Annotated in this window: 21 protein-coding genes; 5 read left to right on the top strand and 16 right to left on the bottom strand. The window is 68.8% G+C overall.

The features are described 5' to 3' along the window. The first annotated feature begins 4 nt into the window (after positions 1-4). On the top strand, positions 5-2,314 hold the full coding sequence (locus NPS70_RS28095; protein ID WP_256527278.1) for a DEAD/DEAH box helicase: 2,310 nt from the start codon (positions 5-7) through the stop codon (positions 2,312-2,314). A 408-nt stretch (positions 2,315-2,722) separates the two neighbouring features. After that, positions 2,723-3,373 carry a DCL family protein gene (locus NPS70_RS28090; RefSeq protein WP_256527277.1) on the top strand — a complete coding sequence of 217 codons (651 nt, stop codon included), beginning with the start codon at positions 2,723-2,725 and terminating at the stop codon, positions 3,371-3,373. Between the two features lie 238 nt (positions 3,374-3,611). Here the strand turns inward: NPS70_RS28090 and NPS70_RS28085 are convergent, their stop codons facing one another. From NPS70_RS28085 to NPS70_RS28030, 12 genes are all read right to left on the bottom strand, one after another. Continuing rightward, entirely contained in the window at positions 3,612-4,487 is an 876-nt protein-coding gene (locus NPS70_RS28085) for a hypothetical protein (protein WP_256527276.1), read from the bottom strand. 317 nt (positions 4,488-4,804) lie between these two features. Further along, positions 4,805-5,293: a GNAT family N-acetyltransferase gene (locus tag NPS70_RS28080; RefSeq protein ID WP_256527275.1), complete on the bottom strand. Its 489-nt coding sequence runs from the start codon at positions 5,291-5,293 to the stop codon at positions 4,805-4,807. Then, entirely contained in the window at positions 5,290-6,180 is an 891-nt protein-coding gene (locus NPS70_RS28075; RefSeq protein ID WP_256527274.1) for a hypothetical protein, read from the bottom strand. The genes NPS70_RS28080 and NPS70_RS28075 overlap by 4 nt, the downstream gene beginning before the upstream one ends. After that, positions 6,099-6,794 (bottom strand): DUF6875 domain-containing protein, encoded by a 696-nt coding sequence (locus NPS70_RS28070; RefSeq protein ID WP_256527273.1) that lies wholly within the window; start codon positions 6,792-6,794, stop codon positions 6,099-6,101. The genes NPS70_RS28075 and NPS70_RS28070 overlap by 82 nt, the downstream gene beginning before the upstream one ends. Then, the gene (locus NPS70_RS28065; protein WP_256527272.1) at positions 6,791-7,189 is read right to left on the bottom strand and encodes a hypothetical protein; all 399 of its coding nucleotides are present in this window, start codon (positions 7,187-7,189) and stop codon (positions 6,791-6,793) included. The genes NPS70_RS28070 and NPS70_RS28065 overlap by 4 nt, the downstream gene beginning before the upstream one ends. 152 nt (positions 7,190-7,341) lie before the next feature. Next, positions 7,342-7,548, bottom strand: a complete 207-nt coding sequence (locus NPS70_RS28060; RefSeq protein ID WP_256527271.1) for a hypothetical protein — start codon at positions 7,546-7,548, stop codon at positions 7,342-7,344. After that, positions 7,545-7,694 (bottom strand): hypothetical protein, encoded by a 150-nt coding sequence (locus tag NPS70_RS28055; RefSeq protein ID WP_256527270.1) that lies wholly within the window; start codon positions 7,692-7,694, stop codon positions 7,545-7,547. Before NPS70_RS28055 ends, NPS70_RS28060 begins: the two co-directional genes overlap by 4 nt. Before the next feature lie 170 nt (positions 7,695-7,864). Then, entirely contained in the window at positions 7,865-8,713 is an 849-nt protein-coding gene (locus NPS70_RS28050; protein WP_256527269.1) for a helix-turn-helix transcriptional regulator, read from the bottom strand. Positions 8,714-8,734: 21 nt separating this feature from the next. Beyond that, positions 8,735-9,268, bottom strand: a complete 534-nt coding sequence (locus NPS70_RS28045) for a DUF6879 family protein (RefSeq protein WP_256527268.1) — start codon at positions 9,266-9,268, stop codon at positions 8,735-8,737. Next, complete coding sequence (locus NPS70_RS28040) at positions 9,237-9,503, bottom strand: hypothetical protein (protein ID WP_256527267.1); 267 nt, start codon at positions 9,501-9,503, stop codon at positions 9,237-9,239. The genes NPS70_RS28045 and NPS70_RS28040 overlap by 32 nt, the downstream gene beginning before the upstream one ends. A 373-nt stretch (positions 9,504-9,876) precedes the next feature. After that, positions 9,877-10,089: a hypothetical protein gene (locus NPS70_RS28035; protein WP_256527266.1), complete on the bottom strand. Its 213-nt coding sequence runs from the start codon at positions 10,087-10,089 to the stop codon at positions 9,877-9,879. 128 nt (positions 10,090-10,217) lie between these two features. Further along, positions 10,218-10,649: a hypothetical protein gene (locus NPS70_RS28030; RefSeq protein WP_256527265.1), complete on the bottom strand. Its 432-nt coding sequence runs from the start codon at positions 10,647-10,649 to the stop codon at positions 10,218-10,220. A 422-nt stretch (positions 10,650-11,071) separates the two neighbouring features. Here NPS70_RS28030 and NPS70_RS28025 point away from each other — a divergent pair, with 422 nt between their 5' ends. The 3 genes from NPS70_RS28025 to NPS70_RS28015 all read left to right on the top strand — a co-directional run bounded on the left by NPS70_RS28025 (position 11,072) and on the right by NPS70_RS28015 (position 12,618). Continuing rightward, positions 11,072-11,617, top strand: a complete 546-nt coding sequence (locus NPS70_RS28025) for a DUF4158 domain-containing protein (protein ID WP_256527264.1) — start codon at positions 11,072-11,074, stop codon at positions 11,615-11,617. Between the two features lie 300 nt (positions 11,618-11,917). After that, positions 11,918-12,148, top strand: a complete 231-nt coding sequence (locus NPS70_RS28825) for a Tn3 family transposase (protein ID WP_256527263.1) — start codon at positions 11,918-11,920, stop codon at positions 12,146-12,148. Beyond that, positions 12,145-12,618, top strand: coding sequence for a hypothetical protein (locus NPS70_RS28015; RefSeq protein WP_256527262.1), 474 nt, complete (start codon positions 12,145-12,147; stop codon positions 12,616-12,618). Before NPS70_RS28825 ends, NPS70_RS28015 begins: the two co-directional genes overlap by 4 nt. A gap of 522 nt (positions 12,619-13,140) precedes the next feature. Here NPS70_RS28015 and NPS70_RS28010 read toward each other — a convergent pair. The 4 genes from NPS70_RS28010 to NPS70_RS27995 form a co-directional block, all read right to left on the bottom strand. Continuing rightward, on the bottom strand, positions 13,141-14,229 hold the full coding sequence (locus NPS70_RS28010; protein WP_256527261.1) for an ImmA/IrrE family metallo-endopeptidase: 1,089 nt from the start codon (positions 14,227-14,229) through the stop codon (positions 13,141-13,143). A 66-nt stretch (positions 14,230-14,295) separates the two neighbouring features. Beyond that, positions 14,296-14,991, bottom strand: coding sequence for a hypothetical protein (locus NPS70_RS28005; RefSeq protein ID WP_256527260.1), 696 nt, complete (start codon positions 14,989-14,991; stop codon positions 14,296-14,298). A 165-nt stretch (positions 14,992-15,156) separates the two neighbouring features. Beyond that, positions 15,157-15,513 (bottom strand): hypothetical protein, encoded by a 357-nt coding sequence (locus tag NPS70_RS28000; RefSeq protein WP_256527259.1) that lies wholly within the window; start codon positions 15,511-15,513, stop codon positions 15,157-15,159. A 462-nt stretch (positions 15,514-15,975) separates the two neighbouring features. After that, the gene (locus NPS70_RS27995; protein ID WP_256527258.1) at positions 15,976-19,158 is read right to left on the bottom strand and encodes a hypothetical protein; all 3,183 of its coding nucleotides are present in this window, start codon (positions 19,156-19,158) and stop codon (positions 15,976-15,978) included. Positions 19,159-19,984: the final 826 nt, after the last annotated feature.

Genomic DNA, 19,984 nt, shown 5'->3' with positions numbered 1-19,984 from the left:
GAGCATGCCGCCCACCCACATGGACCTGCGACCGCACCAGAAGGAAGCAGTCACAGCAGCCATCAACACACTCCGAACCCATTCCAGGGCCAGCGTGATCGCCGCCTGCGGTACCGGTAAGACCCTGATCGCCGCCCGCACCACAGCCCGCATCGCTGCTCACGGCCGGGTCTTGGTGCTGCTCCCGACGCTGGATCTCCTGTCGCAGACGGCCCGTTCCTGGCACGCGGCCGGCCGTAAAGGCACGACGGTGGCTGTCTGTTCGGCGCGGCAGGCCATCGACCACACCCCGGCCGGTGACCTGCCTATGACCACCAGCCCCGCCGAGCTCGCCGCCCTGACCACCAGCAGCACCGGGGAGGCGGTGACGGTCTACGCCACCTACGCCTCTCTGCCCGCCGTCGTCACCGCCCACCAGACCTATGGCCTGCCGCCTTGGGACCTGGTGGTCGTCGACGAGGCCCACCGCACTGCTGGCCGCCTCGGCAAAGCCTGGGCCGCGATCCACCACGACGACCAGGTCCCGGCCTGCCGGCGCCTCTATCTCACCGCCACCCCCCGCATCTGGGACGCAGACGCCGACCGCGACGGGGACGCGGAGACGGTCGCCTCCATGGACGACGAAACCCTCTTCGGGCCCGTCGCCTACCGCCTCACCCTCTCCGACGCCATCGACCTCGGCCTGCTGGCCGACTACCAGATCCTCGTCCCCGTCATCGACGACACCACCCTGCGCGACTGGCTCGCCACCGGCCCCGGCGCAGGCGTCGACGGCCTGCGCCTCGCCGGCCGCCAAGTCGCCGTCCTCAAAGCCATCCACGACCACCAACTCCGCCGCGTCCTGACCTTCCACCACCGCGTCTCCGAGGCCCGCGCGTTCGCCACCACCCTCCCCGACACCGCCGCCGCCCTCCCCACCGACCTGCAGCCCGAAGGACTGTGGTCACAGTGGATCAGCGGCACCCACCCACCCCGCGTCCGACGCCGCATCCTCCTCGACTTCGCCGCCCACACCCACCCCGAACAACCCGCCGTCCTCGCCAACGCCCGCGTCCTGGGCGAAGGCATCGACGTCCCCGCCATCGACGCCGTCGTCTTCGCCGACCCCAAGAACAGCCCCGTCGACACCGTCCAGGCCGTCGGCCGCGCCCTACGCCAGCAACCAGGCGCGAACAAGAAGGCCACCCTGATCGTCCCCGTCTACCTCACCCCCGACGAAAACCCCGACGACCTCCTCGGCGCCGATGCCTACACCCCCCTGTGGCGCACCATCCAAGCCCTCCGCGCCCACGACGACCGCATCACCGCCCGCCTCGCCGACCCCCGCACCCACCGCCCCACCCACCCGGGCGAACCCGGCCACTGGCTCCACTTCGACCGCCCCACCAGAGCCGAAGAGGTCGCCCTCGCCCTCACCCTGCGCGTCCTCAAACCAAAAAGCGCCGAATGGCGCCGCGGTCTGGCCTCAGCCCGCCGCTACCACCGCACCCACCACCACCTCGACATCCCCCAGACCTACGAAGACCCCGTCGGCTACCCGCTCGGACGCTGGCTCACCTGGCAACGCCACCTCCACAACCAAAACGCCCTCGACACCGCCCGCGCCCACGCCCTCGAACAACTCGGCATCTTCTGGAACCCCCGCCAACAAGCCTGGGACCGTGGCCTCGCCCACGCAGCCGCCTACGCCACCACCCACGGCCACCTCGCCGCCCCCGTCGACCACCACGACCCCGACACCGGCTTCGCCCTCGGCCGCTGGCTTGCCACCCAACGCAAACGCGCCGACCAGCTCACCCCCGCCCGCACAAAGGCCCTCGCAGGCCTCGACCCGCACTGGAACCCACCCTGGCCCCTGACCTGGCAACGCACCTACCACGCCGCCCGCCGCCATCAGCAAGCTGGCCACACCCTCACCGACATCCCCCGCACCTACGTCACCGACGAAGGCATCCGCCTGGGGGAGTGGCTCCGCACCCAGCACAACACCCCGCCCGCCCACCCCGGCCAACTCCTCCTCCTGCAAGACCTCGGCCTGGACACCAACACACCCTCCGTGCAGCAGCCCCCACTTTCCGCACGAGAACAGGCCTTCCAACGCGGACTGGAAGCAGCCGAGTCCTTCCTCACCAGAGAAGGCCACCTCAACGTGCCCCAGCGGCACACAGAACAGCTCGCCACCGGACCAGTGCGCCTCGGGCAATGGCTCACCAACATCCGTCGCCGATGGGCAGGCCTGTCCCCACAGCGCCGCCAGACGCTCGCAGATCTGGGAATCCAGCCGCCCACACCCATCCCAGTGCGCCGCCAGTGAAGTAGTTCGTCCAGTGCCGTGGATTGGCCTGACGGTGAGCGAGAGCCGCCCCTACGTGGACTGGTGGCACTGCCCCTCTTGGCCCCTACAGGTCAGAGCACGCACTTGCCTGCCGGGCGTTCGCGTCGAGCGCCGCCGACGGCGCTTCGGACGGGGCGAGCGGGAGGTTGCTGTCGTCCGGTTCTGTCATGCATGTGAGGAAGTACGGCGCTCGCTCATAGCCGGCCTGAACGATCTCGAAATCCCTGCTCTGGCGAGGGGAGGACGAGGAAGTTGCCAGGAGAGCGCCCGGGCGTGCGAGGTGGGAATGAATATGCAATTCGGGGCGTTGGTATCCAAAATGCACGGTCGTCGGCATGGTGCGTGCCGCAGGGTGGAGCAGAACCGTCGGATGAAAGGGAATAGTTCGTGGCGGAGTTCTGGATTGGGCAGCGTTGGTATCGGACGAAGGGAGCGGCGCAGGAAGCCGTACGGGAGGTGCTGTACCGGTATGACGTCGGAAGCACCGTTGATCAGGAGGATGACCACCTGCTGCTGCTGGACCTCCTCGATATGCATCCTGAGGCAGACGACAAGATCGGGTCGGGTGTGGAGGCCTTCGCGATCGCCCCGCCGCAGCGCGGCCCGCATCCTGGCTTCGAGGTGATCCGTACGGACGGAAGTCGGATCGACTTCTCGTACCTGACGTGCCTGAAGCCTCCGACCCACCGCCAGCAGGTTCTCAACGTGATGCGGGACGAGGTCAAGGCGACCGCCAACGCCTACTTCGAAGCCCGCAAGGCGGCTGGTTCGCTCATCTCGGACGAGTCCGGTGCGCCGCTGGAGAGCACTGACACCGCTGTGGCGTACTTCCGTGGGCCTTCCTTCAACGGCATCGCCAGGGAGTTCGCCGATTCGCTCGGTGGGTGGGAGGCCATCGAACTGACCTCGTCGTCCGAGAAGGGGCTGGGGAAGTTCAGGGATCGCGATCTGGCCGAGCGGTGGTTCGTCCATCACCAGGAGCGTGCTGTGCTTGGGCTCCTGTCGGGGCAGGAGAACCGGCGCCGCCCCCGTACGTGAGCCTCTGATCCGACGTCGATCTGGGACGGGACTGCAGCGTGCCGCGTACAGCTGGCGGTGGCCGACCAGGTCCCTCCGGGGGCTGAGCGCCCGGAGGGATGTCCAGAAGCGAGCCCTAGAACAGGGGAATGCCCATGCTTCCCGCGACGATCTGTGCGGCAGCGGTCCAGCCGAGGGCGGGCAAGTTCTGCTTCTCGCGGCTGATCTCGCGCGGCGGCACCGTCATCTGTGCGACAGATCAGGCTGACGGCGAAAAGTCAGAGATCGACGACTGGACAGCTGCGCCGATGCTTGCTGGCGTCACCGAACCGTGTGGCTCGACTGGGGATATCAGAGGTTGTGTCGAGCGAGCGGCTTCGATGAACGGTGTGCGCAGGGAGGCGTACTGCTCCATGAGCGGGTCGCGGACAAAGCCGCCGATCATCTGCGACCAGGCTGCCGGAACCCGGTCGGCGACTGAGAGAAGTCGGGATGTCTCGTCCTCGGCCATGCACTGGCTCTCTTGGAGACAGAACTCGAGGAGGTCCCGGTCTCTCCACCGCTCCTCGTCCTCCAGGCTGGCCCAGTCCACCAGGAATTGCCACGCGACGAACGCTGAGCTGTGATGATCATGGTCGCAGGCCTCTGGGTTGAGATGGCACCAGCCGGACTCCAAAGCCTGTACTGCAGAGCGGAGCACGGCTCTGTCCAGGGCAAGCTTCTCCAACGTCTGGCAGTACTTCAGCAGGGCTTTCGCATGATGCAGCAGGCCCGGCGGAGCCAGAAGCTCCAGTGGACCGAGGGCCGTCGCCACCGCCATGTCGTGAGCAGCGAGCTGAGCGTGGCGTTCCTCGGGCTCGACACCGGGCAGATGCTGAACGGTGCGCGCGAGCGCGTCAGCGGCACGGAGGAAGGCAGCGGACGCGTCGGCCAGCGCGGTCTGCTGCCGCAGCTCGAGCTCGCTGCGTGTCTGAACACGGGCCGCTGTGACGGAGGCGTTGGCCTGGCTGACGCCCGCGCCCAGAGCTGCGTCTGCCGATTGCCTGCTGCCGCGCCTGGCCCACAGGGCGCTCATGAAGGCGATGGGAGGGGTGAGTAGGGCGGCGGCGACAGCGCCGAGGTCTACCAAGTTCATGGAACCGAGGGTCTCCGGCCGAACCTGGAGCACCGGGGTCATGGCGGATACTGCCGCAAAGTGACAGGTCATGATTAAGGGTGCCCCCACTGTTCGCCGGCGGACGCCTTCCACGCGCGCTCGCGGCACTGGTGTGAGCCGTCACCTGGCGCGGTGCGGGCTCGCACGGTGTGCTGGAGGCGAACCCCATCGCGTTGGCGGCGGCTGGTGCCATGACCTGTGCGGTCCGGGTGGTGAGGCCGGCGGCCTGGCCGATGCTCGATGACGGTGCCGCGAATGTGCCCGGCGACGGGCAGAGGCGCCTACGGCCGGAACGCTCAAGTGGGGTTGTGATGAAGGCGCCACGCGTGCATGGGCAGGCGGTATTCGAGCATTCCGTTCCGTGTCCCGAGTCGGGTGAATCCGGCTTTGGTCAGCACCCGGCCCGAGGCGGGGTTGTCGGGGTGGTGCTTGGCGCCGAGGGATGAGAGGCCGGCGGTGGTGAAGGCGAACGTGACGAGTTCTTGAACGGCGTCCGTGGCGTAGCCGCGGCCCCAGCAGTCTTCGCGCAGGATGTAGCTCACCCGTCCGTGCCCGCCGGGGCGGCGGCCGAGCTTGACGACGCCGACCACGTTCCCGCCAATGTCCACACCGAGGATGTATTGCTCGATCGGGTCGGCGCAGGCCCACTCCTGCACCCGCAGCACGTACTCTTCGGCCTCCGGGCCGGTCATGGCCGGGCGCCCGAGAAACGTCACCGCGGCCCCGCTGTAGATGCGCCGGATCGCGGGGGCGTCCGCGACTGTGAGCGGCCGGAGCACGGTCACGTTTCCCTGAGGCATGCGGCCAGTTCTGCCGCGGACGGCCGGTTCCCGGGGGAGGGGGTCAGGCACGCGCGGATGGCTTCCTCGAACCGGGGGAACGGCCATGGGCGGACATCGTCGAGGGGGAGCGTCGCGGCCTTCGCGATCATCCTGAGCTTGTCCTCGCGCGGGGTGCCATCCTGGTAGGAGACCGGCCGGTGTCCGGTCCAGCACCAGAACAGCGACGCGCCCAGTCCCCAGACGTCTGCCGGCGGCTTCGCCTGGACGTGGGTGTCCGGGGCGGTGGCGAGGACGGCGCCGGCGATCTCGGGGGCGGTGGTGTGGGTGAGCGCACCTCGATAGGGCAGGCGAGGTCCGCCAGCGGGGCCGCAGGCGAGGGCGTAGTCGATGACCTCGGCACGGCCGGCTGCCGTGATCAGTGTGTTGGTGGGCTGGACATCGGCGTGGGCCCATCCCGCCGCGTGCATCCGGGCCAGGTGCCCGGCCCAGGTGCGGGCGACGCCCAGGAGCCAAGGGCATACGGAAGGGCGGTCACCCTCGGGTTCCCGTGCCAGAGCGAACGCCCGCCACATCGGTGCGCCGTCGCTCCAGCGGACCGCGAGCCATCGGCCGCCCTCCCAAGGCCCGGCGTCGACCCGGTAGCCAGGGTCCAGCGCGCCCGCGTCGGTGAGACGGACGAGGTGATCGTCCTCCTGCGCCATCTCGGCGGCCTTGTCGCGCGAAGTCTCCTCGTCGGGGTTGTTCGCCTTCAACGCGACGGCACTCCTGGGACCGGAGATCTTCCAGGCCCGCGAGCCGCGCCGGTCGCTCAGCAGGCGGGTCGTGAAGGGCTCACCGACGTGGTCTTCGATGAGGCCGACGGCTTCATGGGGAGGAAGCGCTTCGCCCATGTACGGATCTCCTGCCAGTCATAAGGGATGTGCTCGAGGACGTCGCGGCCGTCGTCTTTGGCCACGGCGAGCGCGGCTGCCAAGGAAGGGGTTGCGTGGAGGAACGCAGGGTCGCGCCGGCGGACGGCAGCTCTCACCGGGAGGAACGAGACCGGGGCGGCCGGGATGCGTGCACCTGCCCGCGTGCGCTCATCCTCGCCCGCGTAGAACTTGCCGAACATCACCCCGACAGGCCCGTAGAGATGCTTGAGGACCCAGTGTGGCCACGCCATCAGGTCACGGTGCCGGACTCCTGGGACCTCGCCCAGGACGACGATGTTCTCGCACCGCAAGAACCCCTGCGGCCTGTGGATCAAAGGCCGCAGCCACTCGGCAGCCTGTACACCGGCATGGAACAGCTCGGCTTCCACCTCCTGCGCACTGCCCTCGGCACGGTAGACGGTCCACGAAGTGCCGCCCTGCCCGAGGGACGGGGCCAGGTAAGGGCACAGGGCAGTCATCTCCTGCACATAGCCGGCGATGTTGATGGACCGCGGCCGTGTGCTGCCGGCCTCGACGAGGCGGAGCGCCCCGGCGGTCGGCCGGGACGCTCCGTCGATGCGAGTGAGGATCACCGGCTGCTCGGAGCGGCGTCGTCACCGTCACCGGTGGTGGGGCCGCAGTCCCACTCGGCCACGACCCTCCCGGTCTCCCTGTACCGGGCGAGCGCGCCCTCGTCGAGGACGCCCTTCTCATCGGTGAACCAGATCTCCGGCAGCGGCCCGTACGCCTCCTCGTACGCCGCCACCCAGCCAATCGGGCCGGTGCCGCTCATCTCGCGGTGCCCCAGGACGGCCCCGGCGTGCTCGGCGCTGAACGCCATGTACTCGGGGGTGGCGAGCAACTGGTGCCACTCGGCGTCCACAGCCCGCGAGAACATCTCTGCGGGACCCTCACCCTTGTCGAACCGCTGCCCGGCGATGGCCAGGAAGCGGCCGAGCTCGCGGCGCGCGATCGTGGTGGTGCTCATGTGGTGCTCCTCTCGACAGTCATTCGAGTAGTGCCGGGTGATGCATCCGCCCCCGGCCGGTCATCAGGCGCGGGCAGAAGTCTTCGGAGGCATTCGCAGGGCGGCCAGGCGACGGCCGGAGCGGATCCATCCGGACCGCAGACGTCACCGGGTCACGGCACGAGCTGGATGTTGTTCACGGCGGTGGTCCACTCCACCCCGGAAGGCGGGCGGATGTGCGCGACCCGGATGGTCCGCCCGTTGCTCTGCTCGTGGACGATCGCAGTGAGCTTTCCCTCGCCCCGGTTCGCCACATCCCGCACCGTGCGCTGCAGCCAGGGGTGATCTTCCTCGTGGAAGAAGGAGCCGACGGTGCTCATGACGCGGAGACCTTCCCGTCCTGCTCGTCGTCTTCGACCGGCGAGAGGAACTCATCGAACCCTGTGGCGGCACGGGCGGCGAGCTCCGGGCTCGGGACACCGAACACCTGCTGCTCGGTGGGGTCGCGGGGGAGAGGTGAGGGCATGGGGCACTCCTGCGGGTGACGTCGGAGAACGGGCCGCACGCGGACGGGGTGCGTGCGGCCCGCGCTTCGGGGGAGCCGCCCAGAGGGAGCGTTCGACCTCTGAGCCGCTGACATCACGTTAGGAAGGCTGGTGAGGTGCCCTCAATGAAATTGCGACTTCTTGCGCACGCTCATCGGAGCGTGTCGATCGCCGTGTGGATCAGGACCCGTGCCTGGTCGCCGTAGACCGCCGTCTTCGACAGTGCGCTGAACGCTCGTTCGTAGTCGGCGAGTTCACGCGGCTGGACGACGCTGATCCGGGCGGTGAGTGTCTCCACTGCCACACGTTCGTCGTCGTAGAGGTAGAACGCCTCCAGTGGCCACACGGTCCGGGCGGCAGCGAAGGGGATCACGCCGAGGGAGACGCTGGCCAAGGGCATCACGGTGAGCAGATGCCGGAGCTGGCCGGCCATCGTCGCCGGGCTGCCGATCCGGTGGCGCAGGACCGCCTCCTCCAGGACGACGGCGAAGCGGTGACCGCCTTCGTAGAGAAAGCGGGACCGGGCGACTCTGGATGCGACGGCCTCGGGGACGTCGTTGGGCGTGCCCTGGAACGCGGTGATGGACTCCAACAGCGCCGTGGCGTAGGCCGGAGTCTGGAAGAACCCGGGCACCACATTGGAGGCGTACACGCGCTGGTGTGCCGCCTGCGCGACAGTCGCGTTGACGTCCTCCTGAAGCCGGCGCATCCCGTTGCGGTGGAGTCTGCGCCACTCCTGGTACATCGAATCGACCGCGCGGGCTGTCGCGATCAAGTCGTCTGCCTGATCGTCGGCCGAGCAGGCCGCGCACCAGGCACGGATATCGGCGTCCGTCGGCATCGCCTTGGCGCCCTGGATGCGGGACGTCTTGGCAGGATGCCAACCGCACAGGACAGACAGCTCATCCCCGGTGAGCCCTGCGTCCCTCCGCAGATGGGAAAGGCGCACGGCGAGGGCTTCGCGTGCGGCCTGGGCGCTGGATGACGGGGAGGCGGGCATGAACTGGCTGTCCGGCGGGGGTCAGACGGTGTACTTCTCGTGGTCGACAGCGCGGTCCCACACGGCCTCGAACGCCGAAGCGCACAGTGCGATCACGGCAGGGTCCTCGCTGAACTCCTTGGGCGGGTCGGCCCAGTCGCCTTCACCTGTGAAGATGTTGAACTGCACGATCCGGTCGTCGAACAGCCAGAAGTCTGCGCCCGGCAACGCGATGTCCACAGCCTGGCGCCGCGGCAGCCACCGGACCAATTCGCCGGCGCCGATGTTCAGTGGAGTGGAGGCGTGCTCCCACCGGATGTAGTCCGTCACCGGCTCGGAGACGACACGAGCGCGGCGCATGACGACGCCCCGGCTGACCGCGTCCCGCACCACGTCCAGCCAGCCGGGCCACCATCGGGCTGCAGGGTCGAGCTCGAGGGTCCCGGTGCGCTTGAAGTGCTCGAACTCCTCGACCTCGTCGGCCACGGAGTACATGTCGCGCATCTCCAGATGCACGGCGCTGCGGCGTGTGCCGGCCAGGAGGTCAGCGAAGCTCGGCACGTTCTTCCGCGACATCACACGCCTTCCTCAAGATGGGCACCATGCGGGCCGGGATTCGGATCACGGTCTCATGCTCGGGGATACCGACCATGTGTCCCTCGACCCACTCCGTACCGCTGATCAGCGTCTCCAGGACCTCCTCGGCTTTGACGCCCTGGATCACCAGGTCAGCCGACTGCCGATCCACCCACGCGGTCGGCGACCCCTCGCCCCCTGTGTTGGGATCGATCCCGATGAACTCTAAGTCCACAACGCGCTCCTAGGCCAAGTCGGTTGCAGGTTCTTGCATGCGACGCTTCCGCAGAAGAGCGGGGCGGTCAAGACCGAAGAGGACATGGAACCTTGCCAGGCGGTGGATCCTCCATCGCACGACGCGGGAGACCGGCCGACTTCGCCAGACCCGGCACGGGAGGGCCATGGGCATTGCCAAGCACTTCCCTTGGCGTGCTCAAGAGGTGACGCGGCCTCAGGCTCTGCACCGTCGTGCATGGGCGCCCCGGACAGGACGGGCGTGCTTCATCGGGCTGGTCCCGCGCTTCTTCGCACGTGCGCGGGACCGGCCGTTACAGCCGAACGCCTGCCGCGCATCCGCCTCTCCGGCAGAGCGCGGCCTCGAGGGTGCGCTAAGCCGGAGGGGCATCGGTGCAGCTGCCGGAGCCGAGGGCGCGGCGGCTGCTCGGGGTGGCCGCGCGCTGGGTGCCGAGCACACCGCGGTCGCGCAGCTCGTCGAGGTCGGGGAGGCGGACGCCGGGCAGCGCGTCGAGGAGGTCGGCCTGGGCGGCACGGATGTGGGCGGGATTCTCCGGCCCGGTGCCGAGGGCGCGGCGTACGGTCACGCCGATCATCGTACGGCCGAGCCGGGAACGAGCCGGATCCGTGCGGCGTTCGGTGATGTGAAGGTGTTCGTGGCGTCCCCGGAGGCGCAGTCGTTCGAGTGCTGGTGGGTGCGGCCCGGCGGCGTGTACTAACGCGGTGGGACGGGTTTGGTGAGCGACATCGGGATGAAGAGCGCCACGGTGTACATGCCCAGCGTGAACACGGTGATGACGATGCGCACCCCCACAGCGTCGCCGAGGGCTTCGGTGCCCCACACCAGGCCGAGTGCGGCGAGCAGGCAAAGGATCCACCAGCCCATCAGTACCCGCCATGCCCGGAGCTTCGCGCGGTATTCGCGTTGCTTGGCCGTCCGGGCCTCGGGGGTGTCACGCAGGAGCCGATCGTGCCAGGCGAAGTAGGCCATGCGCTGGTTGTGGTCCAGATCCTCCCAGTCGGCCGGCTTGATCGGGATCCGTATGCTGTGCCGGTCCAGGAATGCGTGGCGCTGCTCGCTGCTCAGCTCGCGCCAGCCGGTGGGCGGCTGCCAAGCCATAAGTTCCCTGCTGGTCCTCAGCGTCATGGCCCGACACGGTACGTCTGCGCAGTACGAGGGAGGGGTGTCCTGTGCCATCGAATCCTGAGCGTGTGCCAGTGAAGACTGGTCGCGGCCACGGCCGCCGTGGTCTTCCACCCGCCGCATCGCCAGCCTGTCGGCGCTCGGCTTCCCGGACGCGTTGATCGCGCTGACGATCCGCCGCTGCGCGGCCCGTACCTCCGGGGGCAACCTCTGCCGTCATTTCGCTCTCCTCGTTCTGTCCGCAGCCGTGGGCGGCTGCCGTCTGTGCTGGTCAACGAGGAGGCCCCAGGGAAGGGCCGGTGCGACATTCCGGCCCCGGTGTCCTATCTCTGGCCCACGGTGCAAAGTAGCTGCGGCTGGCCTCCAATCTCCCGTTGCTTCGCGTCTCGCCTATTCGTTGGGCCGAACGAGCAGTCGGTGGAGGGGTGGGGGTTCATGGCCGGGAGTGGTCGCCCGAGGACGTGGTGGCGTGCTGGACGCCGGTAGGGAGCGACTCGGACCTGGTCGCGAACAAGTCCGGGCCGACCCGGCTTGGCTTCGTGCTGATGCTGAAGTACTTCGAGCTGGAGGGCCGGTTCCCCCAGTTCCTGGAGGAGTTCCCGCCGGCCGCGGTCGACCACGTCGCCGACGTGGTCAAGGTGCCGGGCGGGGACCTGGCGAAGTACGACCTGTCGTCCCGGTCCGCGAAGGGGCACCGTACACAGATCCGCGAGGCCCTCGGATTCCGCCCTGCGACACGCGCCGACGAAGAACGGCTGACCGGCTGGCTCGCCGATGAGGTCTGCCCCGTCGAGCTGGTCGAGGACCGGCTGCGCGAGGCCCTGCTCGTGCAATGCCGCAGCGACCGCAATCGAGCGCCCGGGCCGTATCGAGCGGATCGTGGCCGCCGCGCGGGCGCGGGCGGACCGGGTTTTTTCTGGAACTGGTGGCGGAGGGCAACGAGGACGGCACCGCGCTGCTCGCCGCGCTGAAGCGGGACCCCGGCGCGGTGGGTCTGGACTCGCTCCTGACCGAGATCATCAAGCTGGCCACCGTCCGGCAGCTCGGGTCTGCCGGACGGACTGTTCGCGGACTGCTCGGAGAAGCTGGCGGGCACGGGCGATCAAGATGTACCCCTCGGACTTCCGCGACACGGCGCAGGACGTACGGACGACGCCGCTGGCCGCGCTGCGCGCATCCCGTCAGGGCGAGATCACCGACGTCCTGGTGGAACTGCTCGTCGCCCTGGTCCACAAGATCAACGCCCGTGCCGAGCGGCGGGTTCCAGCTTCGTGCACGTCAACACCCTGCTGCTCCAGCAGGTCCTGGCCGAGCCGAAGTGGGCGAACAGGCTGAGCGTCGAGGACCGGCGCGGCCTGACCGCGCTGTTCTGGTCGAACATCAACCCGTACGGTATTTTCCGGCTCGACATGGACAAGCGACTCGACCTCGCGCTGACCGCAGAGTTGCCCCGTCCCCGCACCCCGGTGCACCCCGCCCCGACCGTCGCAGAGGCCCGATGAACGCGTACCGAACTGCCGCGCTGCACCGCCCGGCCGCGGACTACGACCGGAGGTTCGACGGGCAGCCTGTCGTCCACTGCCCGGACTGCCACTGGGCCCAGGCCTTGGACAAGCGCCTGCACCAGGGGCCCTGGGCCCTGATCTACTGGCACAGAGACCACCCGGCCGACGCGGTCGACCACCTCGCAGAGCTGCCGGACCGCCTGGCCATCCCCCCGTACGTACAGTGGGGGTGGCAGGCCCACTGGCTGGCCGTCGAGGACACGCGGACCGAGGAAGGGTTCCTGCTGTTCGGCCGGGAGGACTTGGAGATCTTCCACTCGGTCTCGGCCCACGGCAGCCTGGACCAGGCGGTGGTCGCGAACACCCATCGGCGGTCGGTCTTCCCGTCCGTGGCCCGCGCCGAAATTGAAGCCGCAGCCTCTGACCTGTTCCGCACAGGGCTGCTTCGCCCGGCACCCGGTCTATAAAGGGTCCGGCCAAGGTCCCCCACGGTCGCTTTATCAGGACGTCAGCTCGCCGAAGCGCTCCATGGACCCCGAGATGGTTACCCGTGACCTCGCCGACGACCTCGACCAAGCGTGGGCCAAGGCCCAGGACCTGTCCCGAGAGTGTCGATAGTTCAGACAGCCAGCAACGACTTCACAGGAGACGATCTGCGGCAGGCCAGACTCGAAGGAGCTCTCCTCACAGGCGTCCGCTGGAACGCCTCGACCACCTGGCCCGAAGAATGGGAGCCTCGCATCCGGCGCGCTTCCACACCAGCAGGCGAAGAGCCCGGCGTTCTCGCCATCGCGGCGGAACCGTGCAACGCCACCGTCTCTGTCGAGGCATGACCGCACGCAACGACAGCACACTACCCGGCTCCACCACCTGAGTCGGCTGCGTACCCCGTGCCGAGCGATGCCGGCGCTCCGATCAAGGAGTTCGCCGGCGCGACTACGGACAGATCCGGTAGCGGACGGGCCTGCAGAAGGAGATGCCTGCGGCTGCTAGGGGACCACGGACAGGGTCCGCTGCGGAGCGGAGCCGTCCTGCTGCCTGCCGCCGGCAAGGGTCGTGAGGGTGAGTCCGAACAGGAGTCTGTTCATCTCCTCACCGGTCAGCCCCAGCTCTGCTGCGACGCTGGAAGGCCTGATGTGTTTCGTGCGCAGCGCCGTGAAGACCTTGGTCAGCACTTGGGACGTTTCTCGTTGCCCCATGCCCTCGGGCTCGTCGGACCGGAACCCCAGGCGGCTCAGCTCCGCGCACGTCGAGCGGTACTGCCAGTCGGTGAGCAGACCCAGATCGTGCATGCGGTAGGTCAGGGCCATGGCGGACACGTTCCAGATGCGTTTGCCCCGGATGATCTGGTCGACGTGGGCGCCGGAGGGCATGTGGCCGAGGACGCTTGCCTTGGGCATGAGGAACGCGGAGGCGAACTCGTTGGCCTGTCGCTCGGCTTCGGGTCCGGAGCAGGCGTGCTCGCTGCCGTGCATGACCAGGTGCCCGAGTTCGTGAGCGGCGTCGAAGCGGCCTCGTTCGGGGGACTTGAGCGTGTTGAGGAAGACGAAGGGCACACCGTCGCGCCACACCGCGAACGCGTCGACCTCGGCGTGGTCGGGGTCCAGCGAGAACACGCGCACCCCGTGGGCCTCCAGGAGGTGGACCATGTTGGGCGCCGGCGCCTCGCCCAGGCCCCAGCGGGTTCGGACCATGCCGGCGGCCGTCTCAGGGTCGGGCTTGCCCAGCGAGGGGAGGTCCACGGCCGGCAGCCGGAACCTCTCGTCGATCCAGTCGTAGAGCATCGCGCCCAGCGTTCCGGCTGCCCGGGCGGCATCCAGTACCCGCGCCGAGGTCTTACTGCGCGCCCGCCAGGAGATCCCGTCGGCAGGGAGCTCATCCAGCCTGGGCCCTTTGAAGAAGACAGCTGGAAAGTCCAGCGCCGAGGCGATCTTGTCCAGGGTGTCGGGACGAGGCGAGGTGCGGCCCGTCTCGTAGTTGGACAGGCTCTGCAGCGACACCCCGGCCCGCGTGGACAGTTCGGAGAGGGTCAGGCCCCTGCGCCTGCGGGCCAGTGCGATACGGGACGGGGTCACCATGGGAGGCTGCCTCAGTTATCGGTGGTGCACGGTGGGGCGACGGAGTTCGCTGCCCCACCGACGGGCTCAGCGGAAGTCGACGGCGATGTCGATCTCTCCAGGCCCATCATCGTTCAAAGGTTCGATTCCGTCCATCCTGAGCGGAGGAAGCGGAATCCGCCGCCCCCATTCGACCACGAACCCATCCTCGAACCGCTGAGGCTGCGACAACTCGCAGTCGATCCGCACCGCGTCCCCGACCTTCGTGCGGAAGGAGACCAGAAACCACGTCTTGAGCGCGAAGGTCTCCTCCTCGCTCAGCGCCACACCCTCAGGCCCGGCATCAGCCACGAACAGAGCCGTCTGGACGTGTGAGGCCCGCTCGCCCGCATTGGCGCGCGTGACCTGCTCGGTGGCCACCCCGCGCCGCCGCGCGTTCCTCGGGACCAATCTCGCCTGCCCCGTAGCCGCATTGCCCACCATCACGCCCATCGCGACCGACCGATCGGCGCGGCAGACCAGCTCCAGGCGGCCGTGCACGAGCCGCGCCCAGCCCTCGTGCTCGATGTGCAACTCACGAAGGGCCCGGACCTGCGCCTCATAGGCCCGCCGGCCCGCCGTTCCCGTCGGATCATTCGGGACAGCGGTTCGCCTCGCAGCCTCGCCCGCACGCAGGACGCGGTGCAAGAACTCCAACCTGGTCCCCACGCCCTCGAGTTGCGCCCGCACGTCATCGGGTTCGGGGAACGGTGCAACGAGGGACACGGCCAACGAGACCTCCATGAGTCGACAGCAAACTTATAAGAACTCTACCGCAGGCGAGGTGTCAGATTTATAAGAAGGGGCGAGCCGGCGCACCATCACACTCACGCCCCTGCAGGGAAGTTGAGGAGCGAGAACAAGGGAACCCGCACCGTGCCCAAGCTCGCCCCACCTTGGCGGCCCTGCTCACGGTCTGAGCCGGTCCTGCTGCACGTCGAAGCAGACCAGCCCCATGGACTCCGCGACGGTCGCCGCGTAGGCCGACGCCTCCTCGGCCATGCTCCACCGCATGGCGAAGTAGATCAGGGGGCCAGCGGCCTCATCTATCAACGGGCCGGTCGACCAGGGCGAGGTGTCCTCGTCGTCCTCGGTGATGTCGCACCAGCGCTCAAGCAGCGTGGACACGTAGGCCGCAATGCGTTCGGACGGAGGCTCGTCCGCCTCGCCGTCGATGTAGCGGTTGTACAGGTCGCTGAACACCTGGCCGGCGCTCTTGTCATCCACCGGCCTCTCGCCTTCCCAGACAGCAAGGTCGTAACTCATGTCGCGGAGACTTCCACATCGCACTGACAGCCACCTGGCTGGATCAATGGCGCGTGCCTCGGCCAAAGGAACCGACGTCTAGGTCTGGCTGAGGCTGGAACGTTTGCCGCGGTCCATCACTGCCCAAGCCCCACCGAACCGCTGCGGGAGCTCTGGAGGATTGCGTCCAGTTCAGCCCCAGCCTGCTTAACCACGGCCAGCAGGCTCCGGAGCAGGGCCCGCACACCCGGCTCTGCCCACGGCGAGGTGCCTCGCCGGCCGCCGCCGCCGTGTAGACGCCGCGTCCAATCGAAGGCGCTTCTGCGCCCCAGAGTCTTGGAATCGAAGGATCACTCGGGGCACTGCCACAAAATGCGGGTCACACCCGCAGAGGGATCCCTCACCGTGGTCATCGAGTGCAAGGGCTACTAGAACTCCGGACCGAACACCCTTTTTGACGTGTCGGAGGCCGGCCTACCAGGTTCAGTCGTCGTACGCGGCTTCGATGGCTCCGGCGTTGATCAAAGCGATCCTCAGGTCCTCGTGTTGAGGTGTGCCGCTCGCAGCATGGGCGAACACGTCGGCCGCGTGGTGGATGATCTCCGCACGCCGGTACCCGTCGCCAGGGGCGGTATCCAGCGCCCGGGCCGCAATGACCTGGGCGTGGGCAGAGCCGGGTGTGCGGGCCGCTCGCTTGGTCACATGGTCGCTGTTGTTCAGGTCGGGTTGCTGTGCCACGGTGCGGGCGGTCAGCTCCAGCCAGGTGTCCTCGTCGAGCGTCTTGGTGAAAGCGAAGTGGCCCGCTCCACGGAGTGCCTCGGGGGGAAGCTGGGCGTCGAGGGCAGCGCGCCACAGGCCTGCAGTCTGCCGCCGTGCCCACTCGCTGTCGTCCTCAGGCGCGTCGTCGACGGCTGTGGCAAGCCGGGAAAGCATGGTGCTGATCGCCTCCGCACCGCCCGGGCGGCCGGCCAGACCTGCAAGGAACTCCTCTGCCCGGCCGAGGGGCATCGACTCCTGCAGGAGGGCGACCATCGTCTTGTCGAGCGGACCCTCACCTTCACCCTCGCCTGAAGCCTTACGTCCGCTCAGGACGTCCCACAGCCGGCTGCGCTCCAGCCGAGCGAGCAGTTGGTGATCAGGCTGGTGGCCCCAGACCAGCCAGCTGCGCGCGGGACGCCACGTCGTGTCCAGGGTCAGTAGAGAGTCGGCATGTCTGTCCGTCCAGGCGGAGTCCGCCTGGCAGAGTTGGCTGAGCGCGAGCCCGATCACGCCCAGGGCCTGGTCGTCGGGCTCGTCGGTGAGCAGGGGATCTAGCACGTAGGCGACCGGCTCGGGCAGACCGTTCCCATCACGCGCCTGCCCAAGGCCCCAGGAGATGAGCGACAGCAGAGCGCTGCCGCCGGGCTCCTCCACAGCCTTCAGCATGGGCGAGGAGCTGTCCTGGCGAGGGACCGTCCAGTCCTCGACGAGCCTGCTCAGCCACGCCACGGCCTCCGCCTCGGCTGCTCCCACAGACTCTCCCGCACTCCAGGTGCGGTGGAGCAGGTTGCTGATGACCCGCTCCAGTTGAGCCGCTCCAGGAGCCTCGGACCGTTCTGACGGCCGCACGGCGAAAGCGGCTTGGGCCACCTGCACCACGACGGCCGTGTCAAGGCCACCGTCGCCCGCGGCACGGTGCAGCGCGTTGAAGTAGGCAGCCTGCAAGGCAGGACGGCCGGCGGCCGCTGCCACTTCGGCCGCTCCCACGGCCCAGCCGGCCGGGTTCTGGGCGACGAGGTCGCCGAGCAGCCAGGCTCGTGTCCCGTCGGCCTCCTCGTCCTGTTCCTGCCGGGGAACCACGGTGACGGCGAGCTCGGCCACGGCAGCCGCTGGACCCTCCGCCTGCACGCGGGCAGCGAACGTATCAATGGACAGACCGCCGTAAGACTCCACCCAGCTACTGATCTTCACCACAGGTTCCGGCCTCGCCGGCGGCGCCCCGAACCGTTCCTGGAGCACGGCGAGAACCGGCTGCCATCCGGCGAGCACCCCTGCAGGCAGTACAGGCGACAGCCCCCGCACGACGTACCACGCATCAGGCAGTGCCGGCTCAGGAAGAACCTCCTCCCACGCGCTGATCTCCTCCTGCGACGGGGGAGTGCCGAACCCTTGCGCGAGCGCGTCCTCCATCGCCTCCCGCAGATCCTCGGGGCACTGCTCCCCAACAAGGGTGACGAAATCGGCGACATCCGCATACGGCCACTTCCCGCCGCCGACCTGACCCGCGGCCCGCAGTGCCTCCTGCCACCAGGCCGCCGTAGCACCGGCCTCTGCATCGACGGCAAACGACTCCGCCAGATGCACGGCCACAAGCCGATCCTGAAACTGCACCCCGACCGGTTTGCCGCGTACTCCGCGAAGCCGCTGCCCGACGGGGACCCCGAGCCGCGCCTCGGCCAGCGCGAGGTCGAGCACAGCCCGCATCACCGCCACCGCGGCCGAGCGCACGGACTCACCCTCGCCGACCGCGCCGAGATCACTGCACAACTCGGCGTGCAGCCGAGCGTCCTCACGAGCAAGGTGCCCGGCCAGGACACCCGCGAGCGACGAGCGGATGATGACGCCCAACCTGTCCTTACCGGACCGTAGCCGGCCCTCAGGGTGCGCCGTAGCCGACAGCTCGCCCAGCAGCCGCCTCCTCTCCCACTCCTCCCGCTCCGCGAACTCCCGCGCACCAAGGACACGCTCCACCACCGTGACCCACTGCCCGTTCCGCTCGGACACAGGGACGCCGTAAGCCCAGTACGCAGCACGGATCAGCACGTACCGCTCCGGATGCTCCTGCACCACCCTCGCGACTAGTGCTCCTGCCGCCATGCCCCCCTCGGCCACCACAGCCACCGCCTGCGACAGCGCCCCCGCGCCTTGCCCAGCGATATCCTCCAGCCGCTCCTCCACCCAGGCACACACCAGCTTCGGCCGCTTGGCCAGCAGACGCCTCATGTACGGGGCAGCCGGCCACCGCCGCTCCTCGGGCAACAACCGCTTCAGGGGGAGTAGCTCCAGCCACACATCGCTGACCGCGGCCCGGAAGAAATAGGCACCGGCCCTCGGGTCGGTCATCCGAGCGACCTCGTCGGCGTCCCGTTGGCCCGGAGAGTCCAGCAAGGCCAGTTTCCGCAACCGGTCCGCCCGCTCGGGCAGACCGAGGAAAAGCTCCTGCATGGCAGCGACCGCCCCGCCGAACTGCTGGCGCGCATCACCCGCACTGCTCGAACCGTGCAGCACCGCCGAGGCGGAACTGTAGAACGCACTCCAGGAGTCGCGGGCGGCCTGCCGTTCGGCCAGCCCTATCTCCTGCCGCGTCTGTTCCAGCACGAGATGCTCTACCTGCCGTACCCGAAAGCCCCCGTGGTCCGCGTCCTGGGCACGCACCTCATCCACCGCTGCGACGAGCGAGTCGAAGAGATTCGGCGGCACGGTTCCTGCACCAGTCCAGGAGTCGGCAACAGCTCCGGCCGCCTCTGCCAGGGAACGCGCGGCACGCCGGGGCCCGGGAAAGTCCTCGCCCGCTAGCTTCAAGACACTGTCCAGAGCGCCACGCACGCACGACTGCACGATCTCATTGGCCCGATGAAAGCCGTCTGGGCTGTCCAGCACGTACGCCGCGTCCAGCAGCAGCCCCAAGGCTCGCTCCCCGTCGGCCCCCTGGGCCTGCAACGCTTCAGCAAGTTCCGGGCGGACAGCGCCCACGGCCGACTGCGGGCCCTGAGCTGTCCCCATGCCAGAGGGTGTCTCAGTCACCGGCACACCGTACCGGCGCACAGGGACGAGAGTGTGCTCCACCACCCCGGCCCCCGGAGCCGCCTCGGCCCATTCACCTGGCCCAAGACCTGCCCGAGGGCTTCCGCGCGGCGTTGCAGCATTGTGGCGAGGCCATGAGGGGCGCTCGTCGGCTCCGGGCTACCAGCGCCGGAGAAACGACGAATTCGTTGGCAGGGCCAGTCCGAGCAGTAACAGCAACCCAGCCGCATCAAGCGTGGGCCCGCCACACCCGCCACGCCGCGGGCCATGCCCATCACCACCGATAAGGCGGAAACCAGACACCACAGTGCTCGAAACAACCGCCCCCACCAGGCCCCCGGGGCACCACGCACCTCCCCGCCAGGGGAGGCGGTACCAAATCAAATCACCGTCCAACAAACCCATATGACATCAAGGCGCCGGCAGGCGCCCAGACAAACACCTCTTCCCGCCAGGGAAGAGGAATCACCAACACCCCGTCATGCCGCCAGGCATGACACCCAACCAACCTCCGGCCGCCAGGCCGGAGCTGACAACAAACCACGTTGGGCCGCCAGGCCCAACCCAAACCCACTCCTCTCGCCCCGTCAGGGGCGAGGCCCACACAACCCCCGTCATGCCGTCAGGCATGACGCCGCGTCATCCTCCCGCCGTCAGGCGGGAGTTGGGCCGTCAGGCCCAACTTAAGAGCCGACAGGCTCTCCGCCCC

The sequence above is a fragment of the Streptomyces sp. C10-9-1 genome, assembly GCF_024497955.1.
In the GTDB taxonomy this organism is placed as follows: Bacteria; Actinomycetota; Actinomycetes; order Streptomycetales; family Streptomycetaceae; genus Streptomyces; species Streptomyces sanyensis.
This window is presented reverse-complemented; position numbering and strand designations above follow the sequence as displayed.